General features: G+C 71.9%; 14 protein-coding genes. 3 read left to right on the forward strand and 11 right to left on the reverse strand.

The window, feature by feature from the left end:
- The 7 genes from CF8_RS12805 to mraZ all read right to left on the reverse strand — a co-directional run.
- On the reverse strand, positions 1–1,102 hold a 1,102-nt coding region (locus CF8_RS12805; protein WP_232211506.1), incomplete at its 3' end, for a UDP-N-acetylmuramoyl-tripeptide--D-alanyl-D-alanine ligase.
- Positions 1,099–2,622 carry a UDP-N-acetylmuramoyl-L-alanyl-D-glutamate--2,6-diaminopimelate ligase gene (locus tag CF8_RS12810; protein WP_010833533.1) on the reverse strand — a complete coding sequence of 508 codons (1,524 nt, stop codon included), beginning with the start codon at positions 2,620–2,622 and terminating at the stop codon, positions 1,099–1,101. The genes CF8_RS12805 and CF8_RS12810, both read right to left, overlap by 4 nt.
- Positions 2,623–2,645: 23 nt before the next feature.
- Entirely contained in the window at positions 2,646–4,424 is a 1,779-nt protein-coding gene (locus CF8_RS12815) for a peptidoglycan D,D-transpeptidase FtsI family protein (protein ID WP_232211507.1), read from the reverse strand.
- A gap of 70 nt (positions 4,425–4,494) precedes the next feature.
- Positions 4,495–5,025, reverse strand: a complete 531-nt coding sequence (locus CF8_RS12820) for a hypothetical protein (RefSeq protein ID WP_010833535.1) — start codon at positions 5,023–5,025, stop codon at positions 4,495–4,497.
- Positions 5,022–6,008, reverse strand: a complete 987-nt coding sequence (gene rsmH, locus CF8_RS12825; RefSeq protein ID WP_036490960.1) for a 16S rRNA (cytosine(1402)-N(4))-methyltransferase RsmH — start codon at positions 6,006–6,008, stop codon at positions 5,022–5,024. Before rsmH ends, CF8_RS12820 begins: the two co-directional genes overlap by 4 nt.
- A gap of 9 nt (positions 6,009–6,017) precedes the next feature.
- Complete coding sequence (locus tag CF8_RS22050; protein WP_156887223.1) at positions 6,018–6,179, reverse strand: hypothetical protein; 162 nt, start codon at positions 6,177–6,179, stop codon at positions 6,018–6,020.
- 200 nt (positions 6,180–6,379) lie between these two features.
- Positions 6,380–6,808, reverse strand: a complete 429-nt coding sequence (gene mraZ / locus CF8_RS12830; RefSeq protein WP_010833537.1) for a division/cell wall cluster transcriptional repressor MraZ — start codon at positions 6,806–6,808, stop codon at positions 6,380–6,382.
- Positions 6,809–7,137: 329 nt separating this feature from the next.
- Here mraZ and CF8_RS12835 point away from each other — a divergent pair, with 329 nt between their 5' ends.
- The 3 genes from CF8_RS12835 to CF8_RS12845 are packed head-to-tail and all read left to right on the forward strand — an operon-like array spanning position 7,138 to position 11,730.
- Positions 7,138–8,127 carry an AAA family ATPase gene (locus CF8_RS12835; RefSeq protein ID WP_010833538.1) on the forward strand — a complete coding sequence of 330 codons (990 nt, stop codon included), beginning with the start codon at positions 7,138–7,140 and terminating at the stop codon, positions 8,125–8,127.
- Positions 8,120–9,376: a DUF58 domain-containing protein gene (locus CF8_RS12840; RefSeq protein ID WP_010833539.1), complete on the forward strand. Its 1,257-nt coding sequence runs from the start codon at positions 8,120–8,122 to the stop codon at positions 9,374–9,376. Before CF8_RS12835 ends, CF8_RS12840 begins: the two co-directional genes overlap by 8 nt.
- Positions 9,373–11,730: a transglutaminase family protein gene (locus tag CF8_RS12845; protein WP_010833540.1), complete on the forward strand. Its 2,358-nt coding sequence runs from the start codon at positions 9,373–9,375 to the stop codon at positions 11,728–11,730. The genes CF8_RS12840 and CF8_RS12845 overlap by 4 nt, the downstream gene beginning before the upstream one ends.
- A gap of 3 nt (positions 11,731–11,733) precedes the next feature.
- Here the strand turns inward: CF8_RS12845 and CF8_RS12850 are convergent, their stop codons facing one another.
- From CF8_RS12850 to dnaE, 4 genes are all read right to left on the reverse strand, one after another.
- Positions 11,734–12,180 carry a DUF3040 domain-containing protein gene (locus tag CF8_RS12850; RefSeq protein WP_010833541.1) on the reverse strand — a complete coding sequence of 149 codons (447 nt, stop codon included), beginning with the start codon at positions 12,178–12,180 and terminating at the stop codon, positions 11,734–11,736.
- Between the two features lie 59 nt (positions 12,181–12,239).
- The gene (gene dinB / locus CF8_RS12855) at positions 12,240–13,421 is read right to left on the reverse strand and encodes a DNA polymerase IV (RefSeq protein WP_010833542.1); all 1,182 of its coding nucleotides are present in this window, start codon (positions 13,419–13,421) and stop codon (positions 12,240–12,242) included.
- A gap of 66 nt (positions 13,422–13,487) precedes the next feature.
- Positions 13,488–14,207 carry a methyltransferase domain-containing protein gene (locus CF8_RS12860; RefSeq protein ID WP_010833543.1) on the reverse strand — a complete coding sequence of 240 codons (720 nt, stop codon included), beginning with the start codon at positions 14,205–14,207 and terminating at the stop codon, positions 13,488–13,490.
- Between the two features lie 28 nt (positions 14,208–14,235).
- A partial coding sequence (gene dnaE / locus CF8_RS21005) for a DNA polymerase III subunit alpha (protein ID WP_156887332.1) occupies positions 14,236–16,982 on the reverse strand: 2,747 nt, incomplete at its 5' end.

Genomic DNA, 16,982 nt, shown 5'->3' on the forward strand with positions numbered 1-16,982 from the left:
CGTCACCGAGCTCGAACATCTCCCCGAGCACGGCAATCGTGCGCCGGCCGGCCTGCCGGCGGATGCCGCGCAGGACGTCCAGCGCGGCCGCCATCGACTCGGGGTTGGCGTTGTAGGCGTCGTTGATGACGGCACTGCCGTCGACGCGGTCGTGCAGCTCCATGCGCCAGCGCGAGGGCGGGCGGGCGACGGTCAGCCCGTCGGCGACGGCATCCAGGTCGATCCCGTTGGCCAGCGCCATCGCGGCGGCGGCCAAGGCGTTCTCGATCTGGTGGTTGCCGAGCTGGCCGAGGTGGACGCTCGCGCCGCTCCCCCGCCACTGCAGGTCGAAGGAGGGTCGGCCGAGGTCGTCGGTGAAGACCTCGGTGGCGCGCACCATGGCGTCGGTGCCGAAGGTGACCAGCGTGCCGGGGGTTCGCGGGGCCATCGCGGCGACCAGCGGGTCGTCGGCGTTGAGCACCGCGGTGCCCTCCGCGCCGAGCGCCTCGACGATCTCGCCCTTGGCCTGCGCGATCGCCTCGCGGCTGCCGAACTCGCCGATGTGGGCGGTGCCGACGTTGATCACCGCCGCCACGTCGGGCGGGGCGATGCGGCACAGCTGGGCGATGTGGCCGACCCCGCGCGCCCCCATCTCCACGACGAGGTGCTTGGTCTCGAGCCCGGCGCGCAGCACCGTCAGCGGCACACCCAGCTCGTTGTTGAAGTTGCCCCGGGTCGCGACGGTCGGGCCGTCGCCCTCGAGGATCGCCGCGAGGTAGTCCTTGGTGCCGGTCTTGCCCTGCGAGCCGGTCAGCGCATAGGTCGTCAGGCCGGCCAGCTCGTCGTGCACGTGGCGCGCCAGGTCGCCGAGCGCGGTCACCACGTCGTCGACCACCACGGTCGGCACGCTCGTGGGCCGGCTGCCCAGGACCGCGACAGCGCCTGCGGCGACGGCCTGCTCGGCGAAGTCGTGGCCGTCGACCCGCTCCCCCACGATCGCGACGAACAGCCCGTCGGCCTCCGGGGTGCGGGTGTCGATGAAGGCGCCACCCGTGACGGTCGCGTCACCGTGGGCCGTGCCGCCGACGACCTCTGCGATCTCGGCCAGCGTCATGGTGATCATCGCGCCGCCAGCCCTGCCACGGCCTCGCGGGCGACGATCCGGTCGTCGAAGGGGTGGACCTCGCCGTGGATCTCCTGGCCCGTCTCGTGTCCCTTGCCGGCGACCAGCACGACGTCGCCGGGTGCCGCGCGGCGTACGGCCTCGATGATCGCGGCCCGGCGGTCGCCGACCTCGACGACCTCGGCCGACCCGTCGCCGGTGCCGGCGAGGACGGCGGCGCGGATCGCGGCCGGGTCCTCGGTGCGGGGGTTGTCGTCGGTCACGATCAGCACGTCGGCGAGCCGGGCGGCGATGGCGCCCATGATCGGCCGCTTGCCGGGATCGCGGTCGCCGCCGGCGCCGAGCACGACGATGACCCGGCCGTCGGTGAGCGGACGCAGGGTGGCGATGACGGCCTCGACGGCGTCGGGCTTGTGGGCGTAGTCGACCACCAGCACGAAGTCCTGGCCGGCATCGACCTGCTCCAGGCGGCCCGGCACACCGGGGCCCTGGCCGATCCCGGTGGCGACGAGGCCGGCGTCGAGGCCGGCGATCGCAGCCGAGGCGATGGCGGCCAGCGTGTTGGAGACGTTGAAGGCTCCCGGCACCGGCACCCGCGCCGGGAATCGCAGGCCGTCCGGTCCCAGGACGGTGAAGGAGGTCCCGTCGCCGGCGAGCTCGATGTCGACGGCCTGCCAGTCGGCGGGACCGCGGATCGAGAACGTCTGCATCGGGATCGTGGCCCGCTCCAGCAACAGGCGGCCGAACTCGTCATCGAGGTTGGTCAGTCCACGCCGGGCACGGCCGGGGGTGAAGAGCGAGGCCTTGGCCGCGAAGTAGTCGTCGACGTCGGTGTGGAAGTCGAGGTGGTCACGGCCGAGGTTGAGGAACGTCGCGACGTCGAAGACCACGCCGTCCACGCGGCCCAGGACCAGCGCGTGGGAGGAGACCTCCATCGCGCAGGCCGAGACGCCGCGCTCGCGCATCAGCGCGAACAGGCCGTGCAGGTCGGGCGCCTCGGGCGTCGTCAGCGAGGTCTTGATGTCGGTGCCGGCGACGCGGGTGCCGACGGTGCCGATGACCGCGCCGGTGATGCCGACCGCCTCGAGCCCGTCCTCCAGCAGTCGCGTCGTGGTCGTCTTGCCCTGGGTGCCGGTGACGCCGATCATCTGCATCGCCTGCGCGGGCTCGCCGTAGATCCGCGCGGCCACCTTCCCGAGCACGTGTCGCGGCTGGTCGACGACGATCGCCGCGGTGCCGGCCGGCAGCAGCTCGGCGCCGGCCGGGTCGGTGAGCACGGCGACCGCACCGGCCGCCAGGGCGGTGCCGGCGAAGTCGGCTCCGTGCGCGCGGGCGCCCGGCAGGGCGGCGTACACGTCACCGGACTGGATGCGTTGGGTGCTCAGCGAGATGCCGGTGACCTCCGCGGCCAGCGCACCCACGGTGCGCACGGGCGTGATCGTCTCGAGCCACGCCGCGAGGTCGTGCAGCGGCGTCGCGGTCGGCGACGAGGGGCGCCCCGAAAGCGCATGGTGGTCCACGAGCGGAGGGTATCGCTGCCCGGTCACCACTCGACGGGGAGTCGCGACGGCTTCCCCTCGGTCGGGGGGACGCGGTAGCGGCTCAGCGCGTATCCCATGATCCGGGAGAAGGCGGGACCGGAGATCGAGCCACCGCCTCCGTCGACCTGGGGGTCGTGGAGGACGACGTAGACGGTGAACCGCGGGTCGTCCGCGGGGGCGAACCCGCCGAAGGACACGGAGGTCGATCCGTCGTAGCAACCGCAGTCCGGGTCCACGCGCTGGGCGGTGCCGGTCTTGCCTGCGACGAGGTAACCGGGGACCTGGGCGCGCGGCGCGACGCCGGCGTCCTCGTCGACGACACGCTCCATCATCCGCGCGGTCTGCTTCGCCGCCCGGGCGCTGACGACCCGCTCCTCGGTCGCCACGTCGGTGCCGACGACGGTGCCGTCCTCGGTCGTCGCGGAGCCCCGGATGATGCTGGGCGAGATCCGCACCCCGCCGTTGGCGATGGTGTTGACGGCCGTCGCCATCTGGACCGCGTTGACCGAGACCGACTGGCCGAAGGCGACGCGGTCCTTGGTCTGCGACGTCATCACGTCGCCGGGCGTCAGGATGCCGGGCGACTCCCCGCGCATGCCGATGCCGGTGCGCTGGCCGAGGCCGAACTTCTGGAGGTAGCCGACGAGGTCGACCGGCGTGAACGCGTCGGCCGCGAGGACGGTGCCGATGTTGGACGACTTGGCGATGACACCGGCCAGCGTGAGCCGGATGTTGCCGTGGTCGAACCAGTCGCCGATCACCCGGTCCTGGCGCGGCAGGTTCGGCGGGATCCGGAGCTTGGTGCGGGGGGTGACTTTGCCGGCGTCGATCAGCGACGCGGCAGTCAGCACCTTCTGCACCGAGCCGGGCTCGTAGGCGTCGTTGATCGCGCGCGAGCCGAGGTCGTCCTCGTCCGCCTCCAGCGGCTTGTTGGCGTTGAAGGTCGGGGCGTCGGCCAGGGCCATCACCTCGCCGGTGCGGGAGTCCTGGACGATGGCGACACCGCTCTTCGCCCTGTACTGCCGCAGCGTCTGGGTGAGCACCCGCTGGGTGAACCACTGCAGGTCCTGGTCGATCGTGGTGGTCAGCGGCGCGCCGTTCTTGGCCGGGACGACGGTGTTCTCCCCCAGCGGGATCCGGTTGCCGCCGCCGGTCTGGAAGCGGGCAGTGCCGTCGGTGCCGGAGAGCTGGGCGTCGAAGGTGCGCTCGAGGCCGCCGAGGGCCTCGTCGGTGCCCATGAAGCCGAGCAGGTTGGCCGCCACGTCGTCGGCGGGATAGTCGCGGATCGGGTCGTCACGCAGGGTGATGCCCTCGTAGCCGGCCTCGTCCAGCTCGCTGAGGACGTCGCCGGCGAGCGTGCTCGGCACCCGGCGCGCGATGTACTCGAAGCGGCTGCCTTCCTCGCGCAGGCGGGTGAGGGTCTTGAAGTAGTCGACGTCGAGCCGCTGCGAGAGCACGGTCGCGAGGGCCGGGGCGTCGTCGGCGGTCATGAAGGGGTCGGCCACGACCATCTTACCGTGGATCGAGTCGGCCAGCGGGAGTCCGTTGCGGTCGAGGATGTCGCCCCTCTCGGCCGGCAGGGTGACCTCCACGACGCTCTCGGCGGCCGCCATGGCGGCGTACGAGTTGGGATCGATGCCCTGCAGCTGGACGAGCCGCGCACCGAAGAACGACAGCACGATCGCGATCACGATCAGGCCGAACCTGAGCCGGAAGTGCGGAGCACCGCGACGCGCGTCCTGAGGACGCAGCCGCTTCTCGCTGGTCGTCTCGTGAGGCAACGTAACTCCGTCCAGAGTGGTGAGCACAAAACTAGGTGGCACCGGCGCCCTCGCGCCGGGTGCCGCGCCGTCAGCGGCGCTTGCGGGCCTGCGTCTTCGTGGCGTCGAGTGGGGTCGGCTCGGCAGTGACCTTCACGATCGTCGGGGCCGGGTCGAGGACCTGCGGCTTGATCGGCGCGGGCGGGGTCAGGTCGAGCTTGTCCTCCGGCAGCGCCGGCACCCTCTCGCCGAGGACCGTGCCGTCGAGGGTGAGGAAGGTGGGCGCGGCCGGCACGACCATGCCCATCTCCTGCGCCTGGTTCGCGACCCGGTCCGGGTTGCGCAGGTCCTCGAGCTCCATCTTCAACGTCTGCTCGCGCGCCGCCAGCGTGGTCGCCTGCTCCTCGAGCGAGGTCGCCGCGAAGGACGACTGCTGCATCGAGGTGTTGAACAGCAGCAGGCCGACGACGCCACTGATCAAGATCAGCGTCACCAGGGTCACGAACGGCACCTTGGGCGCGCGGGTCCGCGCGCGGGGGACGACGGAGAGGCGGGCCCTCTCGACGGCGGCGGTGGCGATGCGCGGAACACGGTTGCGGATCTGGACGGCGGGACTGCTCATCGGGTGGCTCCTCGGCTGGGCCGGGTCTGGGGAAGGGATGGGCGGACTCGTTCGACAGCGCGCAGCCGGACGGAGGCGGCGCGCGGGTTCTGCTCGATCTCCTGCTCGTCGGCGACCTCCGCGCCACGGGTGACCAGGCGCAGCAGCGGCTCGCTGCCCTCGGGCAGGAAGGGCAGGTCCTCGGGGACGTCGAGGCGCGTCACCGCGGTGAACGCGCGCTTGACGAGCCGGTCCTCGAGCGAGTGGTAGGACTCGACCACCACGCGCCCGCCCACGCCGATCGCGTCGATGGCGGCGGGCATCGCGCGGCGGAGCACGGCCAGCTCGTCGTTGACCTCCATGCGCAGGGCCTGAAAGGTGCGCTTGGCCGGGTGTCCCCCGCTACGGCGCGCGGGTGCCGGGATCTCGGCATAGAGCAGCTCGACGAGGCGGGCGCTGGTGGTGAACGGCTCGGTCTCGCGCTGGCGCACGACCGCGTACGCGATCTTCTTGGCGAACTTCTCCTCGCCGTAGTCGCGCAGCACGCGGGTCAGGTCGGCCGCGGAGTAGGTGTTGAGCACGTCGGCCGCCGTGGGTCCGGTGGTGCCGTCCATCCTCATGTCGAGCGGCGCGTCGACGGCGTAGGCGAAACCGCGCTCGCGGACGTCGAGCTGCATGGAGGAGACGCCCAGGTCGAAGAGGACCGCGTCGACGTGGTCGAGGCCCTGGTCGCGCACGACGTCGGCGATCTCGTCATAGACGGCGTGTACGCCGATGAAGCGGTCGCCGAACGGGCGGAGCCGCTCGCCGGCCAGCTCGAGGGCGGCGGTGTCGCGGTCGATGCCGATGACCCGGGCCGTCTCGCACTGCTGGAGGACGGCTTCGGTGTGACCACCGAGGCCGAGGGTGCAGTCGATCATCACGGAGCCCTCGTGGGCGAGTGCGGGCGCCAGAAGAGCAACGACCCGGTCGAGCATGACCGGGGCGTGTTGGGGGGTGCTCATCGGTTCCGCCTACCGACCCACGTGCATGAGGACGAAGAGCGCCACGGTGAGTCCCGCCGAGGTGGCGGCCGAGAAGACCATCAGGCTGACAGCGTCGCGAGCCTGCTCGCGCACGCGCGGTGGCCGGCCGGCCATCCCGCCCGGGCTGCGAGTGACTGCGGTGCTGCTCATGATCTCGACCCCACGTTGGTTGTTGGTGCTGGCGCTGACTGTCTGGCTGGACTGACTGGGCCGCCGGACCTGGTCCCTGCCCGCTCCCCCAGGGAAGTGCCGTCTGACACCGGGGAAGGTGAGTCAGAAGACGAGAGGGAGCGGACACGAGACCGGGTGCTGCGGACCACGTCAGTTGTTCTGTTGTCTGGCTGGTGCTGCTAGATGCCGGGGAAGACCTCGTCGCTGAGCTCGGAGAACTTCTGCTCCTGCTCCTCGGAGTAGGCCGTCCATGCCGTCGGGTCCCAGATCTCGATGCGGTTCATCGAGCCGATGACGACGACGTCCTTGGTGAGAGATGCGTATTCACGTAGCGACCCGGGGATCGAGATGCGCCCCTGCTTGTCGGGGACCTCCTGGGAGGCCGCGGCGAACAGCATGCGGACGTAGTCACGAGTGCCCTTGTTGGTCACCGGCGCCTCGCGGAGCCGGTCGGTCAATCCTTGGAAGTCCTCCATCGACCAGACCGTCAAGCAGCGCTCCTGCCCTCTGGTCACGACGAGTCCCTCCGTGAGCTGGTCCCTGAACTTCGCGGGGAGGAACAGCCGGCCCTTCTCATCGAGCTTGGGCGTGTAGGTGCCGAAGAACATCCGGCACCTCCCCTGCTCGATGTGCGAGAACGACCCTGTCCCCCACTTCGCTCCACCTTACCCCACAACGCTCCACCGTCAACCATGTTCCGGGCGTTTCCCGCCCCGTTCGCGCCGTTTTCGGGGGCCTGCCTGTGGGCGGTAAGGCGCGGCGTACCGCGGAAAACCGGGCCCTGGAGCCCCGGTGGAGCGCCGGTGGAGGAGATCGGCGCGACGCGGTGGTGGAAAATGGAGGGAAAGGTGGGGAAGTGCGACCGATCACTTGCGGGCACGTCATACGGTGGTCGCAGCACCCGTCAATCGGGTCGGGACGAGGGAGTGGGCAGCACGTGAGTCAGTCGTTCGCAGGCCAGGCGGATCAAGGGGCAGACCTGGAGACGCTCGCGCGCGTCGTCGGTCGCATCCGCACCAACATCGAGCGCGTCATCGAGGGCAAGCCCGACGTGGTGTCGGCAGCGGTCGTGGTGCTGCTCGCGGAGGGTCACCTCCTGATCGAGGACGTCCCCGGTGTCGGCAAGACCCAGCTGGCCAAGGCCCTCGCGCGCAGCATCGACTCCACGGTGCGCCGCATCCAGTTCACGCCCGACCTGTTGCCCTCCGACGTCACGGGCGTCTCGGTCTTCAACCAGAACACCCGCGAGTTCGAGTTCCGGCCCGGCGGCGTCTTCGCCAACATCGTGGTCGGCGACGAGATCAACCGCGCCTCCCCCAAGACGCAGTCAGCGCTGCTGGAGTGCATGGAGGAGCGCCAGGTCACCGTCGACAACACGACCTACATGCTCGAGAAGCCGTTCATGGTGATCGCCACCCAGAACCCGATCGAGATGGAGGGCACCTACGCCCTCCCCGAGGCACAGCGCGACCGCTTCATGGCGCGGGTGTCGGTCGGCTACCCCGTCGAGGCCGCCGAGATCGCCATGCTCAACTCGCACACCACGGCCAACCCCCTCGACGACCTCGAGCCCGTGACCGACGCCGGCGAGATCCGCAAGCTGACCGAGATCGTCGGGCAGGTACACGTCTCCTCGGCGGTGCAGCGCTATGCCGTCGCCCTGACCACCGCCACCCGCAACTCGACCGAGCTCCACCTCGGCGCCTCGCCCCGGGCGACGCTGCACCTCGTGCGCGCGGCGAAGGCCGTGGCCGCCATGGCGGGTCGCGACTACGTGCTCCCCGACGACGTCCACGGTCTCGCGCGACCCGTGCTCGCCCACCGTTTGCTGCCCAGCGTCGAGTCCGCCATGAGTGGACGCGCGAGCACCACCATCCTGGACGGCATCCTGGCCGGGGTGCCGGTCCCCGAAGCCGGCCGTGCGTGAGGCCCTCGCCGGCCTGACCGTCCGTGGGCGGGTGTTCCTGGCCGCCGGCGTGACCACGATCGTCTGCGCGATCATCGTCGGCCAGACGCCCCTGGTCCGCATCGGCGTCCTGGTGGTGGCGCTCCCGCTCCTCGCCGCGCTGTGGATCGGCCGTTCGCGCTACCGCCTCGCGCTGACCCGCACCGTCTCCCCCCAGCTCGTCGCCGCCGGCCAGTCCGCGCGGGTGCAGCTCACCCTCACCAACGAGGCCCGCACGCCCACCGGGGTGCTGCTGCTCGAGGACCACCTGCCCTACGTCCTCGGCACCCGCCCGCGCTTCGTGCTCGAGGGCATCGGCCACGGCTGGCGCCGCCACGTGACCTACCAGGTCCGCTCCGACGTCCGCGGCCAGTTCCACATCGGCCCGATGTCCGTGCGCGTCACCGACCCCTTCGGCCTGGTCGAGCTCGGCCGCGCCTTCCACACCACCGCTCCCCTGACCGTCACCCCGCGCACCGTCGCGCTGCCCGGCATCCCGCTCGGCGGGGCCTGGACCGGATCAGGCGACAACCGGCCCCGTGCCTTCGCCATCGGCAGCGCGGAGGACGTCACGGTCCGCGAGTACCGACGCGGCGACGACCTGCGGCGCGTGCACTGGCGCAGCTCGGCGCGCGTCGGCGAGCTGATGGTCCGGCGCGAGGAGCAGCCCTGGCAGTCACGGGCCACCGTGTTCCTCGACAACCGGTTGGTCTCCCACCGCGGCCAGGGCGTCGCCTCGTCGCTCGAGGCCGCTGTGTCCGCAGCGGCATCGGTCGCGGTGCACCTGAGCCAGCGGGGCTACGCCGTACGCCTCGTCACGGCGACGGGCGAGGAACCCGGCACCGCGTGGCACTCACGCTCGGCGGCGGTCAACACCGCTCCCCTGCTGGAGGCGCTGGCCGTCGTCCAGGTCGAGCACTCGCCCCAGCTCGACACCGCGTGGCTCGCGGAGCCCGCCCACGGCGGCCTGCTCATCGCCGTGCTCGGCGCCATCTCCGACAACGACGGCCGCTTCCTCAAGCGGCTGCGGCACCACGCCGCCACCTCCGCGGCCATCGCCCTCGACGTCGACGCCTGGGCGCCACACCTCTCCCCGTCCGGCACGGCGACGACCTCGGAAGCCCTGGCCAGCACCGGGTGGCGAGCCGTCACCCTGCGACCACGCGACCACCTCGAGGTCGTCTGGCAAGAGCTCGGACGACTCAGCAACCGGCAGAAGGTCCAGTCATGACCACCCGGATGAGTCGGCGGCGCACCCCGCTCAACCGCACCCTCGGCCTGGCCGGGGTCGCAGCGGCGACCACGTGGTTCACCCTGCTCTCGTGGGGCACGTTCACGACGGCCTCGGCCAGGGCCAGCGTCCCCCTGTTCTTCATCGGTGCACTGATCGCCGTCCTCGGCGGGCTCGGGCGCTGGCTGCGCCTCCCGGTCGTGGTCGTGCTCGTCGTGCAGGTCGTGGTGGGCGCGATGTTCGTGCTCGGCACGGTCACCGGGTCGATGCTGCCGACGCCGACGACGCTCGACGAGTTCCTCACCGCCTTCTCCGACGCGATCGCGTCGGCCCAGGCGTTCAGGGCACCGATCCCAGTCGGGGCGCCCCCCATCACCGCCATCGTGCTGAGCGCCGGTGTCGTCGCGTTCATCGTGGTCGACCTGCTCGCCGGTGCCCTGCGCCGGATCCCGCTGGCCGGGCTCGCGCTCCTGACCGTCTACAGCGTGCCGGTCTCGATCACCGGCAACGGCGCCTCCTGGTTCGCCTTCGTCGCGATGGCCATCGGCTTCCTCAGCATGCTCTACCTCGTGCACGCCGAGCAGGTCGAGCGCTGGGGCCGCGGGATGACCGGCAACGCCGACGACGAGGACGCCGACCCCAGCGCCTTCGGGGTCCGCACCGGCGCCGTACGCGGCTCTGCCGTGGCCATCGGCGCGACCGCAACGTCGCTGGCGCTGGCACTACCGATCCTGGTGCCGACGCTCGATGTCACGCTGTTCGAGGGCAGTGGCCCCGGCACCCGACAGATCGAGGTGGCCGATCCGATGGTCGACCTGCGCCGCGACCTCAACCGCGGCGAGGACATCCCGCTGCTGCGGGTGACCACCTCCCAGAAGAACCCGTCCTACTTCAGGCTGGCGGTACTGACCCGCTTCAACGGTGACACCTGGACGCCCGGTGACCGCGACATCCCCGAGACCCAGGTCGCGCGCGGCATGATGCCGCCGCTCCTCGGCGTCGCCTCGGGCACGAACCGCACGCAGGCGCGATATCGCGTCGAGGTCACCAGCGACTTCGACTCGGAGTGGTTGCCCACCACCCCGCAGGTCTCGCAGATGAGCGTGCTCGGCGACTGGCGCTACGACCGGTCGACGATGGACTTCATGAGCACCGACAAGGGCGTCACCACCGCCGACCTGAGCTATGAGTTCTCCGGCGTCGAGGTGGTCCCCGACCCCGAGCTCATGGACAACTCCGTGTCGGGCGGCGCCGCGGTGCGCTCGGCCTACCTCGAGGTGCCCGGCTCGGTCTCCGGTGAGATCCGCAGCCTGGCGGCCGCGGTCACCGCCGACGAGGCGACCCGGTTCCGCAAGGCCCGGGCCCTGCAGCAGTGGTTCCGCGAGGACGGGGGCTTCGAGTACAGCACCGCCAACGTCGACGACGACCCCGGCAGCCTGAGCGCGTTCCTGGCCGAGTCCGGCCGGGTCGGCTACTGCGAGCAGTTCGCCGCGTCCATGGCGATCATGGCCCGCATCATCGGCATCCCCGCGCGGGTGGCCGTGGGCTTCTTGAACTCGCGGCCCGCCGGCCCCAACCAGTACGAGTTCTGGGCGCACGACCTGCACGCCTGGCCCGAGCTGTTCTTCCCGGGCGCCGGCTGGGTGCGCTTCGAACCCACTCCGAGCGTCCGCGCCGAGACCGTCCCGGCCTACACCAGCGCCGACCTGGCACCGGTGACGTCCAGCCCGTCGCCGAGCGCCCGCGGTCCGGTCGACGAGGTGCCGACGCGCGGCGAGACCGCCGACCCCGACGCCGGTGCCACCGAGGGCGACGGATCGACGTTCCCGTGGCTGGGCGTCGTGCTGGCGACGCTGGCGCTGCTCCTGGTCGCTGCGCTGGTCCTGCTGCCGTCGTTCGTACGCCGCCGTCGGCGCGAGCGCCGCTTGCTGGGCGACATCGAAGCCCTCTGGGCGGAGCTGCGCGACCACGCGGTCGACCTCGGCCACGGCTGGCCGCACGGGCGATCGCCCCGGGCCACCGCCGCCTGGCTGGCCGGCTGGTTCGGCTCCGCCGACGGCGACGAGAGCCTGGATCGGCCTCGGCACGGAGCCGAGCACGCCCCGGACGCCGTGCGCGCCCTCGACCGGCTGGTCGAGCAGGTCGAGCGCGCGCGCTACTCCCGCTCCGGCGCCTCGGTCGACGCCGAACAGGCCATGCTCGACGTGCGCACGATCGAGGAGGCGCTCGACCGCGGGGTCGGGCCCCGGGTGCGGCGCCGGTCGAGGGTGCTGCCGAGGTCGTTGCGGCCCTCGCCGTACGTCCCGGCGCGGGAAGTGGTCACCCGCGAGACGAGTGACTCGGTGCGGGGCTGAGGTCTAGAAGCCCTGCTCGCGGCGGTGCCGCCAGCGCTCTTCCATCCGGTCCATGAAGGAGCCGGACGAGCTCGAGGAGTGGTGGCGGCGCAGGCCGCGCAGCTTGGGCCGGTGTGCCCGGCCGCCGTCGACGACGCCGAAGCCCTCGTGCCGCGTCTCGCGCATCGGCTGCTGGAGCATGGCCGGATTGCGCAGGGCAGTCACGCCGATGGTGGCCGCCGCGAGCATGACCACGAAGCCGACGATGCCGACGATCGGCTGGCTGGCCAGCACGCCCGTGGTGAGGGCTGCCATGCCGAGGGCGAACACCACACCGGCGATGATCGCGCGGCGGCGAGCCACCCGTTGCATGGTGGTGCCTCGGAGCGTGGAGGCGAGCTTGGGGTCCTCCTCGACCAGGGCACGCTCCATCTGCTCGAGCAGTCGCAGTTCTTCCTCGGACAGGGGCACGGTCCAAGTCTAGGCACGGGTTGGGCGGCGGAGGTAGCGCCTCTGGAAAATTCACCCTCTCAGGTGGATCGCAGGAGGCTCGCGGGTCTCACCGCGGCCGATCCGAAGCGCCGAGCAGCCCGGTCGACAGCGCGATCTGCCTCGGCCCAGCCGTGCTCCGGCTCGCCCAGGACGAGCTGTCGTTGCACGCTCGCGCGCGGGACCAGCCCCTCCACGCGCACCCCCACCAGCCGCAGCCGGGCCCGCTGGAGACCGAGCGCGTCATAGAGCTGGATGGCAGTGCGATGGATCTCCACCGTCACGTCGGTGGCCTCCGGCAGGGTGCGCGAACGGGTGATGGTGGTGAAGTCGGCGAAGCGGATCTTGATGGTGACGGTCCGACCGGCCACGCCGGCGGTGCGCATCCGGCCGGTGACGCGGTGCGAGAGCCGGAGCAGCTCGCGCCCGATCACCTCCCGGTCGTCGGTGTCGCGGGCGAAGGTCTCGTCGGCGCCCATCGACCGCTCCGGCTCCAGCGGTCCCGCCTTCGGGGTGATCGCCCGTCGGTCGGTGCCCCATGCCAGCTCGTGCAGCTGGGTGCCGAGGTGGTGGCCGACGGCCCGCTGGAGAGTGCGCACCGGGGTGTTGGCGACGTCGCCGATCGTCATCAGTCCCAGCCTGTGCAACATCGCCTGGGTCTTCTCCCCCACTCCCCACAGCTCGCCGACGTCGAGCGGGTGCAGGAAGGCCGTCACCCGGGAGGGCGGCACCACCACCACTCCGTCGGGCTTGGCCCGGCGACTGGCCAGCTTGGCCACCGAGACCGATGCGGCCACCCCGACCGAGCAGGTGATGCCCTGCTCGTCGTGGACCACGGCTCGCAGGTGCTCGGCGATCTCCACCGGCGACCCCAGCCGTCGGGTCGAGCCGCGTACGTCGAGGAAGGCCTCGTCGAGGGAGACCACCTCGACCAGCGGGGTGACGCGGCGGAAGTTCTCCAGCACCGAGGCCGAGACGCTCGCGAAGGTCTCGAAGTCGGGTGGGATCACCACCGCGCCCGGGCACAGCCGCCGGGCCCGCGTCATCGGCAACGCCGAGCGGACGCCGTACGCCCGGGCGAGGTAGTTGGCCGAGAGCACCACCCCGCGGCTGCCGCCGCCGACGATCACCGGCACGTCGGTCAGCTCGGGGCGTTCGCGGGTCGCGACGGAGGCGTAGAACGCATCCATGTCGACGTGCAGGATCGGGGTCGTCGTCAGCACGGGGACACCCCGGTCCCCGGCCGAGCGGTGCGTGAGCCACCGCTGGCGCACGGCGGCGGGGCCGCCTCAGCGCTGGGCGAGCACGTGCAGCTGGGTCGCGAGCGGGAGGAACTCGGCCCGTGTGGAGACGGCGGCTTCGAGCTCGACCAGCGCGGCGGAGGCGCCGGGCTCGAGGTCGAGCAGCGAACCGGGCACGAGGTCGGCGAAGACCCGGACACCGTGGACCGTGATGGTCGACAGGTCGGCCGCGGTGAGCATCGGTGCGAGCTCCTCGGCGGTGAAGCGGTGACCGCCCCGCGCGCCCGCCGTCGGGTCGTCGAGCAGGTCGCGGGCAGCCTGGAAGTGGCCGGCCATGGCGCGCGCCACGACGGCGGCGTGCCGCTGGGCGACGAGCAGGCTGAGGTGTCCGCCGGGACGCAGCACCGAGGCGATGCTCGCCAGCGCGGCGGCGGGGTCGTCGACGACGTCGAGCACGCCGTGGCACAGCACCAGGTCGGCCTCGTCGACCAAGGTGGCGAGGTCGGCGAGGTCGCCCTGCTGGCCGGTGACCTGGTCGGCGACGCCGGCCTCGCGGGCTCGCCGGTCGAGCGCGGCGAGCGCGTCGGGGCTGGGGTCGATGACCTCGACGCGGTGCCCGAGCTGGGCAAGGGGTACGGCGAAGCCGCCGGTGCCGCCACCGACGTCGACGATGCGAGCAGGCCCTGCGTCGGTGTCGCCGAGCAGTGCCTGCACGGCCGCCCACACCACGCCGGTGCGGACGGACTGGCGGCGCTCACTGGCTGACATGGGGACAACCCTAGTGGGGCGAGGCGGGTCATCCGGGACTCCCCGGGCTGCGGTGCCACAACTTCCGCGCGACGTCCTTGCTGGACTCCCCGGCCGGCGAGATGTCGGAGTAGGGCGACATCTGGAAGCCGCTGGAGTGCACCAGCACCCGGCGACGCTCGGGTTCGTCGGCCCGGGTGTAGCCCTCGGGCACCCGGGCGAGCTCGGCCCGGACCGCGGCGATCGCGTCCTCGCGGGTGCGGGCGCGCTGCCAGATGGCGTGCAGGGCGGGCAGCTCCCAGGCGCCGGTGGCGCGCAGGGACACTCCTCGCCGACCGGTGCGTCGCAGCTCGCCGCGCACGACCAGCAGCCAGGAGTGGAAGACCGTGGCGGCGTACGGGCCCTGCGCATCCTCGAAGAACGTGCAGTCGACCGGGCCGGTGCTGTCGTCGAGGGTCAGGAAGATGACGCGGCGCCCGGAGCGGATCGGGGGTGTCTGGGTCGCGACCTTCACACCGGCGACCAGCAGCTCGGAGCGGCTGCGGCGCATGAGGAGGTCCTTGCTGCGGGTGGTGCCGAGCGCGTCGAGGAAGTCGGAGTAGGGGGTCACGACGTGCTGGGTGACGTCGAGCCCGAGGATCTCCAGCTCGGCGCGCATCCGTTCGTCGGTGGTCATCTCCGGCAGCCCGGTCGCCACCTCGCCACCGGAGCCGGGTTCGTCGCCGAGGCTCAAGGTGAGCTGCACCGACTCGATCGGGCGCGGCGCGGCCGTGGCCCTGGACTGGGCGGCGGCCCTGGCCCACACCCCGGAGTCGGCCAGCGGGTGTCGCTCCAGGGTGGGCGCCTGCTCGCGGGCCGTCGGGTCGGTGCTGTTGCGACCGGCCGCCTCGTCGGCGCGCACGGTCGCACGAGCCGGGGCCCGGCCGGTGGTCCGCGACAACCCGCGACCCCGACCACGCGCGGCGCGGTCGACGGCGCGGGCGTGCAGGTCGAGCTCGGCGATCTGGAGCAGGAGGTCGCGGCGGGTGAGCCGGCCGCGCGGCCGGACGGTCTGCTCGCTGCCGCCGATGTCGTAGACCGCGTCGAACCCGCCGGCCAGGACCAGTCGCTCCAGCACCGGGCGTGAGGTCTGGGCGCGCTGGAAGAAGTCGGACAGCGAGACGTAGGGGGCGTCGCGCCGGGCGGCGACGATGCGGGTCACCTCGGCGCCGCTGATGCCCTTGACCTCGGCCAGCGCCAGCCGGATCGCATAGCCCTCGTCGTCGGTCCGCTCCACGACGTAGTTGGCGGCGGAGGCGTTGACGTCGAGCCCGTGCACGCCGATCCCGAACTGCCGGGCGTCGTCGAGGATCAGCCGCTTGGGATACATCCCCGGGTCGTGGGTGAGCACGCCGGCGAGGAAGTGGGCCGGCCAGTGGGCCTTGAGCCAGGCCGACTGATAGGTCGGCAGCGCGAAGGCCGCGGCATGGGCCTTGCAGAAGCCGAAGGAGGCGAAGGCCTCGAGCACCTTCCAGATCCGCTCCACCAGGGGCAGGGCATAGCCGCGACCGAGCGCGCGCGGGAAGAACCAGACCTTCGTCTGCGCCATCCCCTCGACGTCGCCGAGGGCGCGCCGCTTCTCGTCGGCCTCGGCGTAGGAGACGCCGGTGAGCAGCGCGATCATCTCGATGACCTGCTCGTGGAAGACCACCACGCCCTGGGTCTGCTCGAGGATCGGTCGTAGGTCGTCGTGGATGTAGTGGACGGTCTTCCAGCCCTGCTTGGCCTCGAGGTAGGGGGTGATCATGTCGCTCTTGACCGGGCCGGGCCGGAACAGCGAGATGTCGGTGATGATGTCGTCGAAGGAGTCGATGCCGGACTTGCCGACGAGCTCGCGCTGGCCGGGCGACTCGATCTGGAAGACGCCGAGGGTCTTGGCCTCGCTGATCATCGTGAAGGTCGTCTCGTCGTCGAAGGGCACCTGTGCCTCGTCGTCGAGGTCCAACTGCACGTCGTCGACGCGGCTGATCTCGGCCACCGCATGGGCCATCGCCGACTGCATGCGGATGCCGAGCACGTCGAGCTTGAGCAGCCCGAGCGCCTCCACGTCGTCCTTGTCGAACTGGCTCATCGGGAACCCGGCATAGGACGCCTCGACCGGGGTGCGGTCGAGCAGGGTGATGTCGGAGAGCAGCACTCCACAGGGGTGTACGGCGATGTGCCGGGGCAGCCCGTCGAGGCGCTCGACGAGCCGGAACATGAGATCGAGCCGGTCCTCGCCCAGACCGCTGGCCCGCAGCTCGGGCAGCTCGCGCAACGCGACCCGGGCGTCGCGCGCACGGATGTGGGGAAACGCCTTGGCGATCGCGTCGATCTCGCCGGGCGGCATGCCCAGGGCGGCACCGACGTCGCGGACGGCATGGCGGACGCGGTAGGTGTCCATCATCGAGACGCAGACACAGCGCTCCCCGCCGTACTTGTCGAGGATCGCCTCGTAGACCTCGAGGCGTCGCGCCGACTCCACGTCGACGTCGATGTCGGGCAAGGAGGCCCGCAGCGGCGAGAGGAAGCGCTCCATCAGCAGGCCGTGGCGGATGGGATCGACGCCGGAGACGCCGAGGAGGTAGTTGACCAGGCTGCCGGCGCCCGAGCCGCGGGCGGCCCGGCGGATGCCCATCTCGCCGATCAGGTCGGTGATGTCGGCGACGGTGAGGAAGTAGGAGGCATAGCCCAGCCCACGGATCATCTCGAGCTCGTCGTCGAGGCGCTTCCAGATGCGCTGGCGCGGCGCCGAGCCGTAGCGGCTGGCGGGGGGGG

It is taken from the genome of Nocardioides sp. CF8, from assembly GCF_000389985.1.
GTDB lineage: Bacteria > Actinomycetota > Actinomycetes > Propionibacteriales > Nocardioidaceae > Nocardioides > Nocardioides allogilvus.